19 protein-coding genes are annotated in these 21,926 nt (G+C 51.4%); 10 read left to right on the top strand and 9 right to left on the bottom strand.

Annotated elements, in window-relative coordinates; genetic code table 11:
- The first annotated feature begins 14 nt into the window (after positions 1-14).
- Positions 15-410 (top strand): DUF423 domain-containing protein, encoded by a 396-nt coding sequence (locus tag HV041_RS01540; protein ID WP_005130969.1) that lies wholly within the window; start codon positions 15-17, stop codon positions 408-410.
- On the top strand, positions 403-1,503 hold the full coding sequence (gene rlmM, locus HV041_RS01545; RefSeq protein ID WP_048213093.1) for a 23S rRNA (cytidine(2498)-2'-O)-methyltransferase RlmM: 1,101 nt from the start codon (positions 403-405) through the stop codon (positions 1,501-1,503). Before HV041_RS01540 ends, rlmM begins: the two co-directional genes overlap by 8 nt.
- A 2-nt stretch (positions 1,504-1,505) precedes the next feature.
- On the opposite strand, the gene fucR is transcribed toward rlmM, so the two are convergent.
- From fucR to fucI, 4 genes are all read right to left on the bottom strand, one after another.
- A complete protein-coding gene (gene fucR, locus HV041_RS01550; RefSeq protein ID WP_115601546.1) occupies positions 1,506-2,267 on the bottom strand; it encodes an L-fucose operon activator in 762 nt (253 codons plus the stop codon).
- 58 nt (positions 2,268-2,325) lie between these two features.
- The gene (gene fucU / locus HV041_RS01555; RefSeq protein WP_005130966.1) at positions 2,326-2,748 is read right to left on the bottom strand and encodes an L-fucose mutarotase; all 423 of its coding nucleotides are present in this window, start codon (positions 2,746-2,748) and stop codon (positions 2,326-2,328) included.
- Position 2,749: 1 nt separating this feature from the next.
- Positions 2,750-4,168, bottom strand: coding sequence for an L-fuculokinase (fucK, locus tag HV041_RS01560; RefSeq protein WP_121584999.1), 1,419 nt, complete (start codon positions 4,166-4,168; stop codon positions 2,750-2,752).
- Positions 4,169-4,290: 122 nt separating this feature from the next.
- Positions 4,291-6,066, bottom strand: a complete 1,776-nt coding sequence (gene fucI / locus HV041_RS01565; RefSeq protein WP_121584998.1) for an L-fucose isomerase — start codon at positions 6,064-6,066, stop codon at positions 4,291-4,293.
- A gap of 464 nt (positions 6,067-6,530) precedes the next feature.
- On the opposite strand from fucI, the gene HV041_RS01570 reads away from it, so the two are divergent.
- The 7 genes from HV041_RS01570 (at position 6,531) to fucO (ending at position 14,706) form a co-directional block, all read left to right on the top strand.
- Positions 6,531-8,030 (top strand): sugar ABC transporter ATP-binding protein, encoded by a 1,500-nt coding sequence (locus tag HV041_RS01570; RefSeq protein WP_061068496.1) that lies wholly within the window; start codon positions 6,531-6,533, stop codon positions 8,028-8,030.
- A 3-nt stretch (positions 8,031-8,033) separates the two neighbouring features.
- On the top strand, positions 8,034-9,017 hold the full coding sequence (locus tag HV041_RS01575; RefSeq protein ID WP_003034055.1) for an ABC transporter permease: 984 nt from the start codon (positions 8,034-8,036) through the stop codon (positions 9,015-9,017).
- Between the two features lie 73 nt (positions 9,018-9,090).
- Positions 9,091-10,041: an ABC transporter substrate-binding protein gene (locus tag HV041_RS01580; protein WP_121584997.1), complete on the top strand. Its 951-nt coding sequence runs from the start codon at positions 9,091-9,093 to the stop codon at positions 10,039-10,041.
- A 53-nt stretch (positions 10,042-10,094) separates the two neighbouring features.
- Complete coding sequence (locus tag HV041_RS01585; protein ID WP_121584996.1) at positions 10,095-11,675, top strand: FGGY-family carbohydrate kinase; 1,581 nt, start codon at positions 10,095-10,097, stop codon at positions 11,673-11,675.
- 66 nt (positions 11,676-11,741) lie between these two features.
- Positions 11,742-12,740, top strand: coding sequence for a LacI family DNA-binding transcriptional regulator (locus HV041_RS01590; RefSeq protein ID WP_005130949.1), 999 nt, complete (start codon positions 11,742-11,744; stop codon positions 12,738-12,740).
- A 142-nt stretch (positions 12,741-12,882) separates the two neighbouring features.
- Positions 12,883-13,530 (top strand): L-fuculose-phosphate aldolase, encoded by a 648-nt coding sequence (gene fucA, locus HV041_RS01595; RefSeq protein WP_005130946.1) that lies wholly within the window; start codon positions 12,883-12,885, stop codon positions 13,528-13,530.
- A 27-nt stretch (positions 13,531-13,557) separates the two neighbouring features.
- A complete protein-coding gene (fucO, locus tag HV041_RS01600) occupies positions 13,558-14,706 on the top strand; it encodes a lactaldehyde reductase (RefSeq protein WP_048213086.1) in 1,149 nt (382 codons plus the stop codon).
- A 75-nt stretch (positions 14,707-14,781) separates the two neighbouring features.
- On the opposite strand, the gene xni is transcribed toward fucO, so the two are convergent.
- The 5 genes from xni to queF all read right to left on the bottom strand — a co-directional run bounded on the left by xni (position 14,782) and on the right by queF (position 21,285).
- Positions 14,782-15,537 carry a flap endonuclease Xni gene (gene xni / locus HV041_RS01605; RefSeq protein ID WP_121584995.1) on the bottom strand — a complete coding sequence of 252 codons (756 nt, stop codon included), beginning with the start codon at positions 15,535-15,537 and terminating at the stop codon, positions 14,782-14,784.
- Positions 15,538-15,688: 151 nt separating this feature from the next.
- Entirely contained in the window at positions 15,689-17,056 is a 1,368-nt protein-coding gene (locus HV041_RS01610; protein ID WP_048213084.1) for an L-serine ammonia-lyase, read from the bottom strand.
- Between the two features lie 53 nt (positions 17,057-17,109).
- On the bottom strand, positions 17,110-18,399 hold the full coding sequence (locus tag HV041_RS01615) for an HAAAP family serine/threonine permease (RefSeq protein WP_003034073.1): 1,290 nt from the start codon (positions 18,397-18,399) through the stop codon (positions 17,110-17,112).
- Between the two features lie 559 nt (positions 18,400-18,958).
- Positions 18,959-20,323 carry a nucleotide 5'-monophosphate nucleosidase PpnN gene (gene ppnN, locus HV041_RS01620; RefSeq protein WP_005130941.1) on the bottom strand — a complete coding sequence of 455 codons (1,365 nt, stop codon included), beginning with the start codon at positions 20,321-20,323 and terminating at the stop codon, positions 18,959-18,961.
- Positions 20,324-20,436: 113 nt separating this feature from the next.
- Positions 20,437-21,285 (bottom strand): NADPH-dependent 7-cyano-7-deazaguanine reductase QueF, encoded by an 849-nt coding sequence (queF, locus tag HV041_RS01625; RefSeq protein ID WP_048213082.1) that lies wholly within the window; start codon positions 21,283-21,285, stop codon positions 20,437-20,439.
- A gap of 68 nt (positions 21,286-21,353) precedes the next feature.
- Between queF and syd the strand changes: the two genes are divergently transcribed.
- Positions 21,354-21,899, top strand: a complete 546-nt coding sequence (syd, locus tag HV041_RS01630; RefSeq protein ID WP_048213081.1) for a SecY-interacting protein — start codon at positions 21,354-21,356, stop codon at positions 21,897-21,899.
- Positions 21,900-21,926: the final 27 nt, after the last annotated feature.

Consider the following 21,926-nt stretch of genomic DNA (forward strand, 5'->3'; position numbering starts at 1 on the left):
CGTAGGGTATTAACATGACCAGCCGTTTTATGCTGATTTTTGCCGCCATCAGTGGCTTTATCTTTGTAGCTCTGGGAGCCTTTGGGGCACATGTTCTGAGTAAAACCCTCGGCGTTGTTGAAATGGGGTGGATCCAGACTGGCCTTGAGTATCAGGCATTTCATACGCTGGCTATTTTTGGTCTGGCCGTCGCCATGCAGCGACGCATCAGCATTTGGTTTTACTGGAGTAGCGTGTTCCTGGCGTTAGGGACTGTGCTGTTTAGCGGCAGTCTGTATTGCCTCGCGCTTTCTCATTTACGCCTGTGGGCGTTTGTTACCCCTGTCGGTGGTTTTAGCTTCCTTGTAGGCTGGGCACTGATGTTAGTGGGCGCTATTCGATTGAAACGTAAGGGCGTAAGCCATGAATAAGGTTGTATTGTTGTGTCGCCCGGGTTTTGAAAAAGAGTGCGCCGCAGAAATTACGGATAAAGCAGGGCGTCGCGAAATCTTTGGTTTCGCCCGCGTCAAAGAAAATGCGGGTTATGTCATCTTTGAATGCTATCAGCAGGAAGATGCGGAAAAGCTGGTTAAAGAGTTGCCGTTTAGCTCGCTGATTTTTGCTCGCCAAATGTTTGTTGTCGGCGAGCTACTGCAATATTTACCGCCGGAAGACCGCATCACACCGATCGTCGGTATGCTGCAGGGCGTGGTGGAGAAAGGCGGCGATTTGCGTGTCGAAGTTGCCGACACGAATGAAAGCAAAGAGCTGGTTAAGTTTTGTCGCAAATTTACCGTACCGCTGCGCGCCGCGCTGCGTGAAGCGGGCGTGCTGGCAAAACATGAAACGCCAAAACGTCCGGTAGTGCACGTCTTCTTTATTGCGCCAGGCTGTTGCTATACCGGCTATTCCTGGCCTGACAATAACTCCCCGTTCTACATGGGGATTCCGCGTCTGAAGTTCCCGGCGGATGCGCCGAGCCGTTCAACGTTGAAGCTGGAAGAGGCGCTGCACGTGTTTATCCCTGCCGATGAGTGGGATGAGCGTCTGGCCAATGGAATGTATGCCGTTGATTTAGGAGCCTGCCCGGGCGGATGGACCTACCAACTGGTTAAACGCAATATGTGGGTGTACTCGGTGGATAATGGTCCGATGGCGCAAAGCCTGATGGATACCGGGCAGGTCACCTGGCTGCGGGAGGATGGATTTAAGTATCGCCCGAATCGCAACAACATCTCATGGATGGTGTGCGACATGGTGGAGAAGCCAGCGAAGGTTGCCGCGCTGATGGCACAATGGCTGGTCAACGGCTGGTGTCGTGAGACGATTTTCAACCTCAAGCTGCCGATGAAAAAACGCTACGAAGAGGTATCACAGAACCTGGCTTACATTCAGGCCCAGCTTGATGAACATGGCGTAAATGCCCAGATTCAGGCGCGTCAGCTGTATCATGACCGTGAAGAAGTAACTGTTCACGTGCGTCGTCTGTGGGCTGCCGTCGGCGGTCGTCGCGACGAGCGATAAAGCTACAATCCAGGTCGGATGGCGGCGAAATCGCCCTGTTCGGCTTGGATTGATTCAATCAGCTGTGTATCTGAAACAATATGCGTCACATTTTCCAGATGCCCAATCTGCGTCTCACCCGAGCGATTAAATTTACTCTTATCAATCAATAATAATGACTGCGCCGCACGCTTAAGCAGGATGGATTTAAAATCGGCGTTGGTAGCATTTGAATCCCAGAGTGTACCGCCACGGTCGATCCCCTCGCAGGAAAAGATGAACAGGTCGATATCAAGTGACTTTAGCTGTGAGATGAGCGATGGATTAACGTAGCAACCGTATTTACGCTCAAGTCGACCACCGGAACTGATCAACTGAATATTTTCACGTTTACCCAATTCGAGGCAAATCGGTTGGCTATTCGTAAATACGTGAATGTTAATGTCTGGCAACAGGCGAGCCAGGTACCAGCAAGTAGAACTGGCATCCAGCGCGATCACCATACCTTCCTCTATCCACGTTAACGCGTCTCTGGCGATATCTGCTTTGTGGGAATAATGGCTTTTCAGTCTGATATGAAACGGCTCGCCGCAGTCCTGGTTTACCCGATGTATCACTTTGGCGCGCCCGTGATTACGCAGTACCTTACCCTGCGCCTGCAGTTGCGTAAGATCGCGACGGATAGTTTCTTTACTGACATTGAGCTGTGAGGATAAGGTTTCAGTCGTCAGACTTTTATGGTTGCTCAACAGATCCAGGATTGCTTGCAGGCGCGCTGCTTTCATGTTTTCTCACCCCATCATGCGATGAATGCCCGTACCTGTCGGGCATTCAGGTAAGAGATTATGGCGTTACCCCTTTTTTTAACAGGATATTTCCGTACTTTGCCCGCTCCCCTGTAATAACGATTGCGAATACTTTTTGTGCGCGTTCATAAAATGCATAACGGTCAATGCGAGTGATGTCCGGGCAAGGTGTTTGTAATGACAGTGCCTGCCGATATCGCGCTTCTACGTCGAGGTCGAGCGAGTCTCCTTCGACGGCGGCCATCATCACGAGTGGTGGGGCGTAACTGTCCAGTTCAAACAGCGGAATAATCGCCCGCAACAGGTCGCTGACCTGCAGACCATCGGCCCGGATAACCTGCGGGCCCATACTGTGGGCCGGAAAGTGGGCGTCGGAAAAAATAATCTCATCACCGTGACCCATTTCAGCCAGCACCTTTAACAGATCCGGGGAAATTAAGGGGGAAATCGTTTTGAGCATGTCACTCGACTCCTGTGAATACGGGTTCTGTTTGTGGATAGAAGTAACGATACTGATAGTCCACCTGCGCGCGAGCCAGTTCCGGAGAGGCAAATTCGCCGATACCGGACCAGGCAAACATCGCTGCACCGGCAACCGTCGTTTCGGCATCATCCAGCACTTTGATGGGAATACCCAGAATGTTCGCTTTTATCTGATTCCATAGTGCATTACGACTTCCTCCACCAACCAGAAGTAGCTCTGTTGCGTTGAAATGACCGATGGTTTCTAGTGTGTGTAGATTGTGCTGCAACTGGGCCGTCAATCCTTCCAGCGCCGCGCGGTAGAAGTGTCCGCGGGTACTGTTGAGTGTGACACCCTGCCAGCCGGCACGTGGGCTGGCGAGCAGATCGCAGTGCATGATTATCCCTTCAGCGCCCGCCGGGATGGCTTGTGCTTCATCAATGAGCGTTTGCCAGGGGGTGTCGGGTGTCCACAGCAACTTGCGTACCCACTCAAGCACGCCGGATGCCAGCCACTGCATACCGGGGTTATAGAGTCCCGGCCGGCTGTCCAGTTCACAGGTAGAACCCACATAGTCGCTGAGTAAGGCAGTATTCACCTGTGCGCTGCGTACCATCAGTATTTCCCATGTACCGGAAGAGAGCACGGGTTCATCTGGCTGCGCGCCTGCGCCAAAGAGCGCAAACTGCGTGTCGTGGCCGGCAGAGATAACCGGAATGCCCGCTGTGAGCCCAAGTTGCTTTGCCGCGTCATTTTTCAACGTTCCGATCTGCTCTCCCGCTTCAACTAAACGTGGAAACAGTCGGCGTGGTATCCCGGTTGCCTGCAAAATATCAACACTGAAATCTCGCTGATGAATATCCAGCATCTGACTGGTACCGGCCATGGTGATATCTGTGGTGAACTCACCTGTTAAACGGTGGTTGATAAGCGATGAGATAAACAGCCAGGCGTGCGCCTGTTCCAGCAATTGTGGGTGATTCTCTTTAAGCCATACCAGCTTGTACAGCGTGTTGAAGCTGAACGCGCCGACGCCGGAAATTTCCTGCAACTGCTGCGGCGGCATGTAGCGGTGGATATTCTCCATTACTGCCGTGGTGCGTGGGCATTTCCAGCTGATTACCGGATACAGTTGCTTGCCGTTCTGATCAACCAATGCGCCGTCTACGCCAAAGGTGGTGACGGCGATCCCACGGACCTGGCAGGCGGCCAGTTGCGCGGAGAGCCGCTGGCAGCAATCGGCAAAGCGCTGCACAATAGCGTCGAGGGACCACTGATGCCAGGCGCTATTTTCTGCAGCGATGTCACTGGCGTTTGGGGTGGACGCACGAGCGACAATCTTTCCCTGGCGGTCAACAGCGATAGCCCGCACGTTGGTCGCGCCACAGTCAAGGACCAGGATAACCTCTTGTTTCATAATTGCTCCTGGGATATTACCTATTGCCGGATGGCGGCTTCGCCTTATCAGGCCTACAAAACCGTGCGCTTCGTAGGCCCGATAAGATGCGTAAGCGTCGCCATCAGGCAATCGCTCGATGTTTAACGCTTATACAGCGGGCCATAGTTCTGGCAGGCGCGATAATCTTGGCCTTCGCTGTCCATACCGTGCGCCGCCCATGCGGAAGGGCGATAGATCTTCTCTTCTTCCACGTTGTGCATACACACCGGAATACGCAGCATGGCGGCGAGCGTAATAAAGTCCGCACCAACGTGGCCAATCGTCAGCACACCGTGGTTGGCACCCCAGTTAGCCATTACGGAATAGACATCGCTGAACGGACCTTTGCCGGTTAAGCGCGGTGCAAACCAGGTTGTTGGCCAGGTAGAGTTGGTGCGAGCATCAAGCTGAGCATGTACCTCTTTCGGTAATTCCACACTCCAGCCTTCCGCAATTTGTAGCACTGGACCCAGACCTTTGATGATATTGATGCGGGTCATGGTGAACGGTACGCCACCTTCGGTAAGAAAACGGGAAGAGTAGCCGCCGCCTCGGAAATACTCGTGGATCGCCGGACACCATTCCGTCGCCGCCAGGCAATCATCTGCTTCCTGCTGTGAGATCTCCCAGTGTGGTTTCATGGTTGGCTGGCCTTCGCTGTCACGCTGTTTGCAGGAACCATCCAGTGCCGCAGAGCCGGAGTTAATCAGGTGAATAATGCCGTGCTCCGCAAGACCGGTCAGCGGTTTACCTGTGACGCGCTCTACTGCTTCCGGTGACCAGTAGGTTCGTACATCAGCAAAGACCTGTGCCGTGCCGGTGAGCTGGTGGCCAAACAACATTGCGACACCGTTCATGCTGTCGTTCTCGGTGGCGACGACATACGGTTCGCGCACGCCATTCCAGTCAAATGAGCTGTTGAGCAACGCTTCGGCGGTGTCGCCGTTTGGATATTGATCCGTCCAGTGGCGCTGGCCCTGGAAACCGGCGGCAATCGCGTTGTACCCCATCGACTCTTCAACCCGGCCTTTCTCTGCCAGTTTCTGGTTACCCTGCATCATGTCGCGAATGCACATGGCCATCAGCAGGCTCTCTTTCAGCACTGCACGGCTCTGTTCTTCATTTCGCTTATACTGTTGTGCGTTCTGATCCTCGCCATAACGGAAATGTTTATCCGCCCATGCCAGGGCAATTTCCAGCTCCGCTTCGTCATAGATCTTCTGGTCAATGCGACGACGCAATTCGGTCATATCAACAGGTTGAACCTTCATTCCCAGCCAGGATTCAAAGAAGTTATGGTCGACAATAGAGCCTGCAATTCCCATTGAAACGCCGCCGACGGACAGATAGCTTTTACCTTTCATGCTGGCAACGGCTAAACCTGCCCGAGTGAAACGCAGCAGTTTTTCTTCAACATCGGCAGGGATAGTGGTATCACCTGCATCCTGCACGTCATGACCGTAAATAGAGAAGGCGGGAAGCCCTTTTTGATTATGTGCAGCCAGTGCTGCAGCCAGATACACGGCACCTGGACGCTCCGTCCCGTTGAAACCCCAGATGGCTTTCGGGCGCATAGGGTCCATATCGATAGTTTCGCTGCCGTAGCACCAACACGGCGTGACGGTAATTGTCACGCCGACGTTCAGGCTACTAAATTTTTCTTCACAGGCGGCAGATTCAGCCAATCCGGCAATACAGGTGTCTGCGATAACGCACTCGATCTGTGCCCCGCAGGCATGACGAAGTTTCTCGGAAATCAGTGCGGCAGTGGCTTTTGCCATGTTCATGGTTTGTTCTTCGAGCGACTCGCGTACACCCATACGACGCCCATCAATCACCGGACGAATACCGATTCTCGGTAAACTATTTTTTTTCATTCGAGGTTCCTCATCTCACTTTATGCCGTGCTGCAAAAGCGGATGTCGGACACCACTGTCGCAGTTGGCTGAATTACCCATTTTTGCTAACTCGAGTTAGCTTAGGTATTAGAGAGTTTTTTGCACAACTTTTTTGTTATGGAACTGTGAGAAGCCTCACGAGAAGTGGTTAAAATTCGATCTGCGTCAAATAAACAAATACAGTTTTTTTCATTAAATTCTTTTTAAATTAATAAGATAAAATAAATTGTCTGTTCAGTGTCACAGTTTTAAACCAAATGATTTGGCTATTTTTGGCAGCTAAAATAGCTTTAAAAGGCAATCGCTAACTCGAGTTAGCATCGTTGATAAAACGCATATGATCTTGTAGACACATTCGCATTAACGGTGACGATGGCTTCCTGGCAACGCTGTTTTTCGCCTGATTCACTGATTACAGTTTCTGTATATTGAGGAAAGCAGCAATGTCTGAAACATTTTTACAGATGAGTCATATTACGAAACGTTTTCCCGGCGTATTAGCGTTGAGTAATGTGGATTTTACTTTACGCAAAGGTGAGGTTCATGCACTGTTGGGGGAGAATGGCGCGGGAAAGTCTACCCTGATGAAAATTTTATCCGGTGTATATCAACCTGATGAAGGGGATATTATTTTTGAGAACCAACCCGTTTCGTTTGCAAACCCATTGAGCGCACAAAGCGTAGGTATCACCATTATTCATCAGGAGTTTAACCTTTTTCCTGAACTGACGGTCGAAGACAATATATTTATTGGCAGGGAGTTTTGCAAAAATAATCGCTGGCGTCTGGATGAGAAACAACAGCGGCAGGCTGCGATCGATATTTTGCAAAAATTAAACCTGAATATCTCCCCAGACACACTGGTTGCCGATCTTACTGTTGCTCAGCAACAAATGGTTGAGATTGCGAAAGCGATATCGGTGAATGCCAAGATTCTTATTATGGATGAACCAACGGCGGCGTTGACGGAAACCGAAATTGACAGTTTATTCCGGGTTACACGCTTACTTAAAGAACAGGGAACGGGCATCGTTTATATCTCGCACCGACTGGAGGAACTGGCGCTGATAGCCGATCGCGCTACCGTCATGCGTGATGGACAGTTTATTGCCACCGTGGATTATGATTCGGTCAAAATCAGCGACCTGATTGCCATGATGGTTGGGCGTGACCTTGGCAATATCTATCCCCGTCGGGAGCCGCAACCCCAGCGTAAACCGGTGCTGGAAGTCAGTGGACTGACGCGCAAAGGCGTACTGAACAATATCGATTTTACCTTGCATCAGGGGGAAATCTTAGGTTTTGCCGGGCTGATGGGGGCCGGGAGAACAGAGCTGGCACGGGCTATCTTTGGTGCCGATCCCATCGACAGCGGAACCATCAAGTTGAACGGTAAAGAGACGGTAATCAAGGATATTCCTGATGCCATCCAGCAGGGTATTAGCTACTTAACCGAGGACAGAAAAAAAGAGGGGCTGGCATTAGGGTTGTCCGTTGAACGCAATATTATGCTAGGAAATTACCCCGAATATTCCAACCGATATGGCAACGTGGATAGTAAACGCTGTCAGCAAACCAGCGAAGAGCAGGTGAAAGCACTGCGTATTAAGACGCCGCATCTTGAACAGGCTGCGTTGAATTTAAGTGGCGGTAATCAGCAAAAAATTATTATTGCCAGATGGGTATGCAAAGACACCGACATTCTCATCTTTGATGAACCCACCCGCGGTATTGATGTGGGAGCCAAACTTGAAATTTATGAATTAATGAATCGACTGGTGGCAAAAGGGAAATCAATCATCATGATTTCCTCTGAATTACCGGAAGTGCTGGGTATGTGCGATCGCATTTTAGTTATGCGTAATGGGCGTATTACCGGAGAGTTAGCTTCTGATGACGCCACACAAGAAAAAATCATGCAATATGCGACGTTAGAGGACTAATTTATGACTATCTCTGTAACCTCTTCAGACAGCAATAATAAGAAAATAAAAATTAACAAAGAGCTTTTAATGCGCCTGGCGCCGCTTTTGAGTCTGATTATTCTGGTGATATTTTTTAGTTTTGGATCACCTTTCTTCTTTAACACTGAAAACATTATGACAATTGCCCTGCAAACCTCGGTGATTGGCATCATGGCGATTGGCGTTACCTTCGTCATTATCACTTCAGGAATCGACCTTTCTCTTGGCTCGGTAGTGGCCTTTTCTGGTGTTGCGGTAGGTATCAGCGCCACGCTGGGATTACCTCTGCCCGTATGTATTTTGGCGGGTGTGCTGGCGGGTGGATTATGCGGCTATATCAATGGGTTGCTGGTCACTAAAATGACTATTCCGCCCTTTATTGCCACCCTGGGTCTGATGATGTCCGTCAGAGGCATCAATATGGTAATGACTGACGGCCGGGCAATTTACTTTGCTGATTATCCCACCTTCAAGATGCTGGCACAGGGACGCTTGTTCGATGTGCTGCCTTACCCCGTTTTCTACCTCGTGGTTGTCGCACTGATCGCCGCATATATCCTCAAGAAAACGGTGATTGGTCGCTATGTCTATGCCGTGGGCAGTAATGAGGTTGCTGCGCATCTTTCCGGGATTAAAGTCCAGCGCGTGAAAATTTTCGTCTACGCATTTTGTGGTCTGCTGACCGGGATTGCCGGGGTCATTCTGGCCTCTCGTTTGAACTCGGGCCAGCCAACCGTCGGCGTGGGCTATGAACTGGAAGCCATTGCAGCGGTGGTCATTGGCGGTACCAGCCTGATGGGGGGGATTGGCACTATTGGCGGCACCATTATCGGCGCATTCATTATGAGCGTGTTGAAAAATGGTCTGAACCTGATGGGCGTCTCGCAGTTCTGGCAAATGGTGGCCATGGGCGTAGTCGTTATCGCCGCGGTTTATCTCGATACTTTACGCAAAAAAATTCGTTGATTTACGCACCCGGAAGTCACGGGACAACATAACCCTGACGTTTAGGGTGACTCACTCAGAACGGAGTAAAACAATGAGAACCAGGAATTTTGTCTATGCGTTATCCCTGCTGGCCTGCATGACATCCAGCGCACTGGCTAAAGATATGAACCTTCCTGTGGTCAGTAAAGGCTTCCAGCATGAATTCTGGCAGACCGTAAAAATGGGTACCGAAGCGGCAGCGAAAGAGTTGGGCGATAAGACCAGCTATGTTGGGCCTGCCGATGAAACTCAGATTGCCGAGCAGATTCAGTTGGTTGAAAACGCAATGGCGCAAAAACCTAATGGATTGCTGTTGGCGGCATTGGACGCCAATGCGCTTGCGCCATTAGTGGAAACAGCGAATTCACGCGGCATCAAGGTGGTGACGTTTGACTCAGGCGTAAATTCTGACATTCCTGTCAGCTTTGTGGCAACGAATAACCGTAAAGCAGGGGCTGAAGCGGCAGATGCTCTCGCTGCACAAGTGGGTAGCAAAGGGAAAGTCGGCATTATTGCGCACGTGGCTGGAACCTCTTCCGCAATTGAACGTTCGGAAGGTTTTGTGGCCAGAATGAAGGAAAAATATCCGGATATCAAAGTCCTGCCGGTTCAGTACAGTGATGGCGATCCGCAAAAAGCGATGGATAAAACCATCGATATGATCCAGGCCAACCCCGATATTGCGGGGATTTATGGCACTAATGAAGGTTCAACGCTGGGCGTAGCAAACGCTATTGATAGTCAGAACCTGAAAGGCAAAGTGAAGGTGATTGGTTTTGATAGCACTGAGGCAATCATTGCCTTCCTGAAGTCTGGGGTTATTCAGGGCTTTGTCGTGCAGGACGCTTATCAGATTGGCTATCAGGGCATCAAGACGCTGAATGCAGCGGTATCGGGTCAGTCTGTGCCGAAAGAAATTGATATTCCGGTGAAGTTTGTCAGTGCGCAGAACATTGATACACCGGAAATCGACAAGCTGTTGCACCCATTCGGTAAAAAATAAGACCGCGGGGACGGTATATTCGCCCCATTATTAGCCAGCGTCAGGGAGCTACTATGAGCAGTGGATATTTCCTCGGAGTGGATGTCGGTTCCGCCAGTGTCAGGGCTGGTGTTTTTGATGCCAGTGGCAAACGGCTGGCTTTTGCGACATTCCCTATCTCGCAGTTTCGACCAGGACCCGAGCGGGTAGAGCAGTCATCTGCCGAAATCTGGCAGCAGGTTTGCCATGCCGTGAAGGAGGCTGTGTCGTCAGCCGGGGTTGGCGTTGAGGAGATCCGCTCGTTGGGGTTTGATGCCACCTGTTCGTTAGTGGCTCTGGATGAACAGGGGCAGGGTCTGGCGGTTTCACCTGGTGAACCGTCAGACCACAACATCATCATGTGGATGGATCATCGTGCGGTGCAGGAGACACTGCGTATCAACGCTACGCAGGATCCGGCGTTGCGTTATGTCGGTGGTGAAGTCAGTGTCGAAATGGAACTACCCAAAGTGTTGTGGCTAAAAAACCATTTCCCCGCGACCTGGCAGAGTGCACACCGCTTCTACGACCTGGCGGATTTTTTGGTCTGGAAAGCCACCGCTCGTGATGTTGCTGGTCTGTGTACTTTAACCTGTAAATGGAACTATCTGGCACATGAGCAACGCTTTAGCCACTCCCTGCTGGATGCGGTTGAATTAACTGATTTACTGAACAAAATTCCGTCGCGGATCCTGCCCCCAGGCGCGGCCGTTGGGACGCTCAGCCCCGATGCGGCACAGGCGCTGGGACTGACGACAGCGGTGGTAGTTGCCAGTGGTATGATTGATGCCCATGCTGGCGGAGTTGCGCTTGCCGGGGTTGAGCCTGCGGGAACATTGGCGTTGATCAGCGGAACATCAAATTGCCATATGTTGTGCAGCGAGCAGGAGATTCATACACCGGGTGTATGGGGGCCGTACTGGTCTGCCATGCTGCCTGGCTACTGGCTGACGGAAGGGGGGCAAAGCGCGGCTGGGGCGCTGGTTGACTGGACGCTTCAGGAGTCGGGTGCCAGCGCTGAGTTGTATCACCAGGCTGAGGCGCGGGGTTGTCATCCGATAGCGTTAGTTAATGAATGGGTGGCTGCATTGGAAGCGCAGGAGTCAGAGCCTGGTCGTTATCTGCATGTCCTGGCCGATCATCATGGTAACCGTTCCCCGCGTGCGCGACCCGATGCCCGGGGCAGCGTTTGTGGTTTGACGCTTGAACGAGGCGAGAAGCAGATTGCTCGTCTGTATCTGGCGACATTACAGGCGATTGCCTGCGGTACCCGACACATTATGGAAGTGATGCGCGACAACGGTCATACCATTTCTCGACTGACGCTGTGCGGCGGTGCAACACATAATCCACTGTGGTTGCGAGAGTATGCAGACGCCACCGGATGCGATATTCATCTTATGCAGGAAGAAGATGCGGTGACGTTAGGTGCGGCTATCACCGGTGCAGTGGCCAGCGGGGTGTGGGCAGATGTTCCCTCCGCCTGCCGGGCGATGGTTTGCCCAGGTGGGGTGATTAAAGCGAATCCGGCACGACAGGACTTCTATGACCGTAAATACCAGGCATATCTGATGATGTGGGATCAACAGCAGGCGCTTAACCAGGTTATGCAGTAAGACAAAAGTTTAAAATACTTTTATGATTGTGAATTGACGTTTTTGGATGTGAACTGGGACATATAAATGGCTAAAACAGTAGAACAGATAGCCAGCGATCTGAATTTATCGGTGACGACCGTGCGACTGGTGCTGAACGGGAAGGCTGAGCAATATCGTATCAGTGTCAAAACCCAAACGCGTATTAATGAATACGTTGAGCGGTATGGTTATGTCATAAACCATTCAGCCCGCAGCCTGAAACTGAATAAAACAGATACGTTGGGGCTGATTGTACCCAATATATCTAACGTCTTTTTTGCCACACTGGCCGAGAAACTTGAACAACGTTGTCGTCGTTCTGGATATCAATTAACGATTAGTTGTACCTACGATGATGTTGATTACGAAAACAAATTAACGAAAGCGTTAATAGCTCGTAATGTTGATGGCCTGTTTATTGTTCCTTCAACATTAGAGAATCAGCAACACCATTTGCGTCAGGTCAGAAAACCGATGGTGCTACTCGACAGGGATTTTAAGTATACCGATAACGCGCTGGTTGAAAGTCATAACATTTTAGGCGGTGAAAAGCTGACGCAAAGTTTGTTTGATGCAGGCAAATCTCCGATCTGGTTTTTAGTCGGGGATACCGGATTGCCCAGTATTGGCGATCGTTTAAAAGGTTATCTTAACGCATTGAACAATAATGGGATTTCTCATCGTGACTGGGTGCGTGAAGGTCCGGATAATACGCCGGAGGGTGGTTATCGGTTGATGGATAAATTGATCAACGAACAGGGCTGTCCGCAGGCGTTTATTGCCTCATCATTACCTGTGCTGGAAGGTGCCGTTGTTGCTATTCGCAATCGTTTTGGTGTGATCCCACCGGATATTAATATCGGGACATTTGATGAACATCCCATGCTGGGATTCCTCGCGAATAATGTCTGGTCAATGCAGCAGGATGAAAATGTCTGGGCGGAAAAAGCCTTCGCTATGATGATGAGTGCTATTGATGACCAGCCAATTAAAGAAACTGTAAAAGTTGAGATGAAACTAATTAAGCGTGTAAGACAACAATAATTCGTCGCACTAACTAAATCGGCCAACTGAATCTGAATAAATATGTTCAGTGGCTGCTCATACCTGAAACCTGACCCGTCTTACTCTGCGGCTGCATTTTTTCGCAATAAAGACGAGGGGCAACTGTACCCGGAGAATCATTATGGAAAGAATGCGTTTATCACGTGAAATCATCGAAACCTGCCTTGAAATGACCCGGCTTGGGTTGAATCAGGGGACTGCAGGAAATGTAAGTGCGCGCTATGAAAATGGAATGCTGATCACACCCAGCGGTATCCCTTACGAAAGACTCACTGAAAACATGATCGTGTTCGTAGATAACGACGGCAAATATGATAAAGGACAATTACCTTCCAGTGAATGGCGTTTTCACCTGGCGGCTTATCAGACGCGCCCGGATGCCAATGCAGTCGTTCATAACCATGCGATTCATTGCACCGCCGTGTCGATTCTGAACCGTCCTATTCCGGCAATCCATTACATGATTGCCGCGGCTGGGGGGAACTCTATCCCGTGTGCGCCGTATGCGACGTTTGGTACACGAGAGCTGTCAGAGCATGTGAGCGTCGCGTTGAAAAGCCGTAAGGCAACGTTGTTGCAGCACCACGGGTTGATTGCCTGTGAAGCGAATCTGGAAAAAGCACTATGGCTGGCGCATGAAGTAGAAGTCCTGGCCCGCCTTTATCTGAGCACCCTGGCGATTGTCGACCCGGTGCCAGTGCTGGATGACGAAGAGATCGCCATTGTGCTGGAGAAATTCAAATCTTACGGATTACGAATTGAAGAGTAATTTCGCATAGCGAAAAGGAGAAATACGATGGCGAACAGAATGATTCTGAATGAAACGGCATGGTTTGGCCGGGGAGCTGTTGGGGCATTAACGGATGAGGTTATCCGTCGGGGTTATCGCAAGGCTTTGATTGTCACCGATGCAAACCTGGTACAGTGCGGCGTTGTCGATAAGGTGACATCCCGTATGGATGCCGCCGGTTTGCCGTGGGAAATCTATTCCGGTGTGATCCCAAATCCTACAATTGCAGTGGTGAAGGAGGGATTGGGAGTCTTTCAGCAAAGTGGCGCAGATTATCTGATAGCTATAGGCGGCGGCTCCCCGCAGGATACCTGCAAAGCGATTGGCATTATCCACAATAACCCTGAGTTTGCCGATGTACGCAGCCTTGAAGGGTTATCGCCAACACGTGCTGCGAGCGTACCGGTGATGGCAATCCCTACGACGGCAGGGACGGCGGCGGAAGTGACCATTAACTACGTGATCACGGACGAAGAAAATCGGCGTAAATTTGTCTGTGTCGATCCGCATGACATCCCGCAGGTGGCGTTTATTGATGCCGATATGATGGATGGTATGCCTGCCGCGTTAAAAGCGGCGACCGGGGTCGATGCGTTGACCCATGCTATTGAAGGTTATATTACGCGGGCGGCGTGGGCACTCACTGACGCGTTGCACATCAAAGCCATTGAGATCATTGCCGGGGCGTTGCGCGGCTCTGTTAATGGTGACAGCCAGTCTGGTGAGGCAATGGCGCTGGGTCAGTACGTTGCCGGAATGGGATTTTCAAACGTCGGTCTGGGACTCGTGCACGGGATGGCACACCCGCTAGGGGCCTTTTATAACACTCCGCACGGCGTCGCCAATGCCATTTTGTTACCGCACGTGATGCACTACAACGCCGAATACACCGGAGAGAAATTCCGCGATATCGCCCGGGTGATGGGGGTGAAAGTGGAAGGTTTAACGCTGGAAGAGGCGCGTAAGGCTGCGGTAGATGCTGTGTTTGCGCTTAACCGCGATGTGGGGATCCCGCCGCACTTACGTGATGTGGGGGTACGTAAGGAAGATATTCCTGCGCTGGCGCAGGCGGCATTTGACGATGTTTGCACTGGCGGTAATCCGCGTGAAGCAAGCATTGCCGATATTGTCGAGCTTTACCATACCGCCTGGTAATCACCTGGCGTTTATCCGGCCTACTGGAGGGACGATGCGTAGGCCGGATAAGCGCAGCGCCATCCGGCAATAAGACTACCGTGCCAGCCGTAGCTGCTGGAGATTTCCGTCAATATGTAAGTCCGTTTGCAGCCGCGCGATATCACGGCACAGAAACGCCATCTCCTGGTGCATCTCCAGTTTCTTGCGCCACTTTTCCGGCACGTCTTCCAGATGTGCGTAAATCCCTTCCAGATGCTGAAACTGCATGAGTAGCTGTGTTGCACTCTTGGGACCAATACCTGCAACGCCCGGCACTTTTGAGCTGCTGATCCCGGCCAGTCCCCAATAATCTGGCAATTGCTGAGGCATTACACCAAATTCTTTCTCAATGAACGGCGCGTCCAGCCAGCGCTTCTGGAAATAGTCGCGAATGCGTAATGTTGGGGAGAGCAGTTGGCAATAACCTTTATCTGTCGAAACGATGGTGGCCTGATGTCCCGCCTGGTTGACTTTCACCGCCAGCGTTGCGGCTAAATCATCGGCTTCATTCCCGCTCGAGACCCAACAACAGACGCCGTGTTGTTCAAAAGCGGCGCGTAAGGCGGGCATTTCCTTGTGTAAATCGTCAGGCATTGGCGGGCGACCGGCTTTGTAGTCAGGTAAGCGTTGGTGACGCCAGCCGCTGTTGCGCGCTTCGTCATCAAATACCGCCACGGCGTGTGTGGGCTGACTGTGCACAATCAACTGATCGAGCGCGTGCTGGCACGTCTCCACGCAGGGAGACCCCTGGACGGCGTGAATGCGACGAATGAGATTGAGTGCATCGACAATGAGCAGATGGACGGCCACGGTGTTCTCCCTGATAAATCAGGCTGTAGGGTAACATTCACAGTGGGGGGAGGCGAAGATCTGAAACAACATTTTGCCGGATGGCGGCTGACGCCTTATCCGGCCTACAAATGACTGTGGCACTGTAGGCCGGATAAGCTTGCGCCAGGGATTAATCGCAGGTAACGATCTTCATCGCCAGACCGCCACGTGAGGTTTCGCGGTATTTGGCATTCATATCTTTACCTGTCTCGTACATGGTCTCGATAACTTTATCGAGGCATACACGAGGCTCGCTGGTACGGCGCAGCGCCATACGAGCAGCGTTCACCGCTTTCACCGATGCAATGGCGTTACGCTCAATGCACGGAACCTGAACTTGTCCGGCAACTGGATCGCAGGTCAGACCCAGGTTGTGTTCCATACCGATTTCTGCGGCGATACATACCTGCGTCGGGCTACCGCCCAGCAGTTCTGCCAGACCCGCTGCCGCCATAGAACACGCCACGCCGACCTCACCCTGACAGCCCACTTCAGCACCCGAAATTGAGGCATTCATCTTGTACAGGGAACCGATGGCGCTCGCGACCAGCATATAGCGTGCCAGTGAGTTAGCGTTCACTTCGCGGATAAACTTGTCATAGTACGCCAGCACTGCAGGAACAATCCCGCATGCGCCGTTCGTCGGGGCGGTAACTACACGTCCACCGGCAGCGTTCTCTTCGTTCACGGCCAGCGCAAACATGTTGATCCAGTCTACAACTGCCATCGGGTCAGTCGTGGTTTTGTCACTGCTAACCAGCATACGACGCAGTGCTGCCGCACGACGCGGAACGCGCAGTTTGCCCGGCAATACGCCTTCGGTGGTGATACCGCGTTCAATTCCACTGCGCATCACTTCCCAGACGTTTGCAAAGTGCTGTTCCAGCTCTTCTTTGCTGTGCAGGGCTAGTTCGTTCTGCATCATCAGGCCGGAAAGTGACAGTCCGGTTTCCTGACAGTGTCGTTGCAAATCGGCTGCGGATGTATACGGATATGGCACGTTTACCGGATTGTTATTCGGCAAACCAAAGTGTTCTTCATCAACGATAAATCCACCGCCGATGGAATAGTACGTCTGGCTGTAAATGGCTTTTTCGCCTGCCAGTGCGGTAATACGCATCCCGTTTTCGTGCAGGGACAGATTGTCCGTATGGAAATTCATGCACTTATCAACCGGGAATTCGACCTCATGTTGACCGTCCGCCAGCAGCAAACGTCCATGAGTATTCACATCCTGGATAAAGGCCGGGATAGCATCAATGTCTACGGTATCCGGCAGATTACCCGCCAGGCCCATAATAATCGCGATGTCGGTATGGTGACCTTTCCCGGTCAGGGACAGAGAGCCATAGACATCAACCACTACGCGGGTTACGTCAGTGAGAATTCCGCGTGCAATCAGGTCATCCGTGAATTGTTTGCCTGCTTTCATCGGGCCAACAGTATGGGAGCTGGAAGGGCCAATGCCGATTTTGAAAATATCGAATACGCTAATCATGAGGCGTCCATTGTGTATCGAGGTGCGCCGCCCCGAAGAGCGGCGCAGGGGAATTAACTGAACAGAGAGTAGAAAATAGCGGAGATAGCGATCAGGCCCATAATCACAACGAAAACGTTGCTGATATGGCCGCTGTACTTACGCATTGCCGGTACTTTCTGGATGGCATACATCGGCATCAGGAACAGAATCATCGCGATGATTGGGCCACCCAGGGTCTCAATCATACCGAGGATGCTCGGGTTCAGCGTCGCCACAATCCAGGTGGTTACCAGCATGAACAGTGCAGTGATTTTGTTCAGTTTGTTGATTTCGATGGATTTGCCTTTGCCGCGCAGAGACTTAATCACCATCCCGTTGAAGCCTTCACGTGCGCCCAGGTAGTGGCCGAGGAAGGATTTGGTGATAGCGATAATCGCGATGATCGGTGCCATCCAGGCAATAATCGGCGCGTTAAAGTGGTTCGCCAGGTAAGACAGAATCGAGATGTTCTGCTCTTTTGCTGCTGCCAGGTCCGCCGGGGTCAGGCTGAATACACAGCTGAAGACGAAGAACATAACGGTCAGTACCATCATGATGTGAGCGAATGCCAGAATCTTGGAGCATTTCTTCTCAGCTTCATCACCGTACTCTTCACGCTTCGCCACGGCGAAGGAGGAGATGATCGGGGAGTGGTTGAAGGAGAACACCATTACCGGAATCGCCAGCCACAGGGTCAACAGCAGGCCGTTGCCGGTGGTTGCCGCAGAGTCAAAAGACATGGTTTCCAGAATCGCACCGCTCCACTGAGGGATCAGATACAGCGCCAGCAGCATCAGAGCCGCAACGAACGGGAATACCAGGATACTCATCGCCTTCACGATCATCTGTTCACCGAAGCGCACGATGGTCATCATGCCGACAATCAGAATCAGAGAGAGGATTGCACGCGGCGGCGGCGTAATCGCCAACTGGTGAGTCAGGAAGCTTTCAACGGTGTTGGTGATTGCAACACTGTAAACCAGCAGAATGGGGTAGATAGCGAAGAAGTAGAGCAGAGTAATCAGTTTACCTGCGCCAACGCCAAAGTGTTCTTCTACAACTTCAGTGATGTCTTCACCCGGATTTTTACCGGACAACACGAAGCGGGTCAGACCACGGTGAGCAAAGAAGGTCATTGGGAAGGCAAGAATGGCCATGATGATCAGCGGGATCATACCGCCAACGCCTGCGTTAATTGGCAGGAATAATACACCCGCGCCAATCGCCGTGCCGTAAAGGCCCAGCATCCACATGGTGTCTGTCTTGCGCCATGCGCTGCGGGTCTGGCCCGTAACGATAGTGCTGGTTTGCGTGTTTTCCATCTGTTTCTCCTGGAGGAAGCTTAAAAAGTCGGGTTTGGGTTCAATCCAATGAAAAAATACCCGACTGTAAAACGAAATTCGTTTAGCGATTTTTATATAATTTTTCGCCGTAATAATTTTCGGGCGGAAAGATACATTTAAGTAATGAATGTATCAGTGATCGCGATCTCAAATGCAATAATCCACCTTTTATGTGGATAAATTTGGACCATTAATCTGTTAAAAAATAGTCAAAGCGAATTTACGGGCGTGAAGGCTAACATTAACGACATATGGCATGAAAGACAGGGCGCGAAGATACGAGGGTTGCGCTATAAAAACTGTTGTTTTTAGTGAATTCTGATGACTAATTATAATTTGCGGTGATAAATCACGGTTTCCCCTGGGAGGTAATCGTTTGCGTTTTGGGGCTCGCCAGACGAAAGATAATTGATATTTATGTTATTGCGTGAGCTATGTGATTGGTATCACTAAAAAAGCCGGTTGGCTGAAGCGCCAAATCCGGCTTTGATATGGACAAAACTGTCACCGCTATAGCGCTGCTAGCGGGTGTTGAAGGTTATGCGCAGATCTCGTAGCACGGGATATACGCAGTGCCCGGCAACTTCATACGATGTTGTGCAACAAAGCCCTGCAGGAGATCGTCCATGCGGCGCATCATCTCAGGGTCACCGTGGATTTTGTACGGGCCAAACTCTTCAATGGCGCGGATGCCGACTTCTTTCACGTTCCCCGCGACAATCCCGGAGAATGCGCGACGCAGGTCTGCAGCCAGCACTTCAACAGGCTGGTCTGGATACAGTTTCAGATTCGCCATGTTTTCGTGGGACGGTTCGAACGGCATCTGCAAATCAGGTGCGATACGAATTGACCAGTTAAAGCTGTAAGCATCACCTGTGTCGCGACGGTTTTCTTTCACCAGCGGCATCGCTTTTTTCATCAGACGAGCGACTTCCGCTGCATCGTCAATGATAATGCGATAGTGACGGCGCGCCTCTTCTCCCAGCGTGTGCACGATAAATTCGTCCAGCACGCGGAAGTAATCGGCGCTCTCTTTTGGCCCGGTCAGGATCAATGGCAGAACTTGATCTTTGTTGGCCGGATTCATCAGGATACCCAGCAGATACAACAGCTCTTCTGCTGTCCCTACGCCGCCCGGGAAGATGATAATGCCGTGAGCGATACGCACGAACGCTTCCAGACGTTTTTCAATGTCCGGCATGATGATCAGTTCGTTAACCAGCGGGTTAGGCGGTTCCGCCGCGATAATTGACGGCTCGGTCATACCAATAAAGCGGCTGTCTTTGTAGCGCTGCTGAGCGTGGCCGACCGCGGCGCCTTTCATTGGCGCTTCCATCGCGCCCGGACCACACCCGGTGCAGATGTTCAGTTCACGCAGGCCTAACTGAGTGCCCACGCGACGCGCATACAAGTATTCGTTCTCGTTGATGGAGTGACCGCCCCAGCAGACGACCATGTTCGGCGCTTCACCGACGTGAAGCGCCCGGGCGTTACGCAGAATGGAGAAGACCAGGTTGGTGATGTGAACCGAGCTTTCGAGATCCAGATGCTGGAAACGACCCGCGTTATGGATCTGGCCATTGACGAAAAGAATGTCGCGCAGTACGGCAAACAGGTTGGCCTGCAGCGCGCGAATGATGCGCCCATCGACAAACGCGTCTTCAGGTGGGTTGATCAGTTCCAGCTTCACACCGCGTTCACGGCGCAGCACGTTAATGTCGAAACTTTCAAAACGAGACAGCAGCTCTTTGCTGTTGTCTGTCAAACTGCCGGAGTTCAGAACGGCAAGCGAACAGTTACGAAACAGTTGATACAGGTCGCTGCTGGCCGTGCGTTTAAGCATATCGACTTCCAGCTGCGACAACATGTCCATTGAGCCAAGCGGGCTAATATGTGTAATCAAGTAAACTCCTTACGGGACGAGAGATATCATCCTCTACTGATTACAATAGCCCTGGCTTATGACCTTTCACAACCTTGCGCGCGGAATCCGACACGCAAAATTGAGAAAAAAGATTACTGACGCACCAGTCTGCCTGTTGCGGGGGTGAAATCTGTGTTGGTGCGCCATGGGTTGATATCGAGGCCGCCGCGTCGCGTGTAGCGTGCGTATACGCTCAGTTTCTCCGGCTGACAGAAACGCAGCAGGTCATTGAAAATGCGTTCCACACACTGCTCGTGAAATTCATTGTGGTGGCGGAAGGAGACCAGATAGCGCAGCAACTTTTCCCTGTCGATTTTGCGACCGCGATACTGAATTTGTATGGAACCCCAGTCAGGCTGGTGGGTGATCAGGCAGTTGGATTTTAGCAGATGGCTGACCAGCGTCTCTTCCACCGCTTTTTCACCGCTTACGGCATTTTCCAGATAGTCGGTGCTGAACTGGTAGTTATCGATGACGATATCCTGATTGTCGATACAGGTGCCATTGAAGTGGGCTATCGGCTGCCCTTCCTGTTCGTCAAGACGATAGAGCGCTACGCTGACATCACCTTGCGCGCAGGCGCGTAGATCGTGTTCCAGCGTCTGACGGACGTGTTCCCATGAGTCAAAACGCGTCTGATTAAAACTGTTCAGATACAGCTTAAAACTTTTTGATTCAATCAGATTAACGCTGGTGTAATCCAGCTCCACATGGCCGACCGCAACCTGCGGTAAGCCGTTGGCATTCAGCCATGACAGTTCATACAGCGTCCAGATATCGGCGCCGTGAAAAGGCAGATTATCGGCCTTAAGATCCAGCGGGTCGCGGTTCAGGCTGCGCGGAACACCCTGCAGCAGGCTGGCGTCGTAAATATCCCGGTAATCCGTTGATTTTCCGAGAGTCAGGCCGTCAAGCGCCTGATGATTTTCATAAGAGGACATGTTTCACCGTCATAAACCAGATACACTATGCGACAAGTGTATCCTGGCTTTTGTGAAGAGAGAAATCAGTGGACGAATTGACAGCACAGGCGTTGGCAGCCTTTACGACGCGTTATTGCGATGCATGGCATGAAAAAAACGGCAGCTGGCCGCTGAGTGAAGAGCTGTATGGCGTACCGTCTCCGTGCATCATCTCCTCCACGAACGATGCGGTGTACTGGCAACCGCAGCCTTTTGTGGGCGAGCCGAATGTAAACGCGGTTGAACGCGCCTTTGATATTGTGGTACAACCCGCTGTTCATGCGTTTTATACCACCCAGTTTGCCGGGGACATGCACGCACAATTTGCGGATGAGAAACTTACTCTGCTGCAAACCTGGTCTGAAGATGACTTCAGGCGCGTACAGGAAAACCTGATCGGCCACCTGGTTACGCAAAAACGCCTTAAGCTCTCTCCTACGCTTTTTATTGCCACACTGGACAATGAACTTGATGTTATTTCAGTGTGCAACTTGTCTGGGGAAGTCTGCAAGGAAACGCTGGGAACCCGTAAACGGACGGTTCTGGCGGCCTCGCTTGCGGAATTTCTTACTCAACTTAAGCCTGTTCTGTAATCCAGTTTGCCCTAGGGCGTGTGAGAG

Origin of the sequence: Citrobacter sp. RHBSTW-00029, from assembly GCF_014104295.1 — a bacterium.
GTDB lineage: Bacteria > Pseudomonadota > Gammaproteobacteria > Enterobacterales > Enterobacteriaceae > Citrobacter > Citrobacter youngae.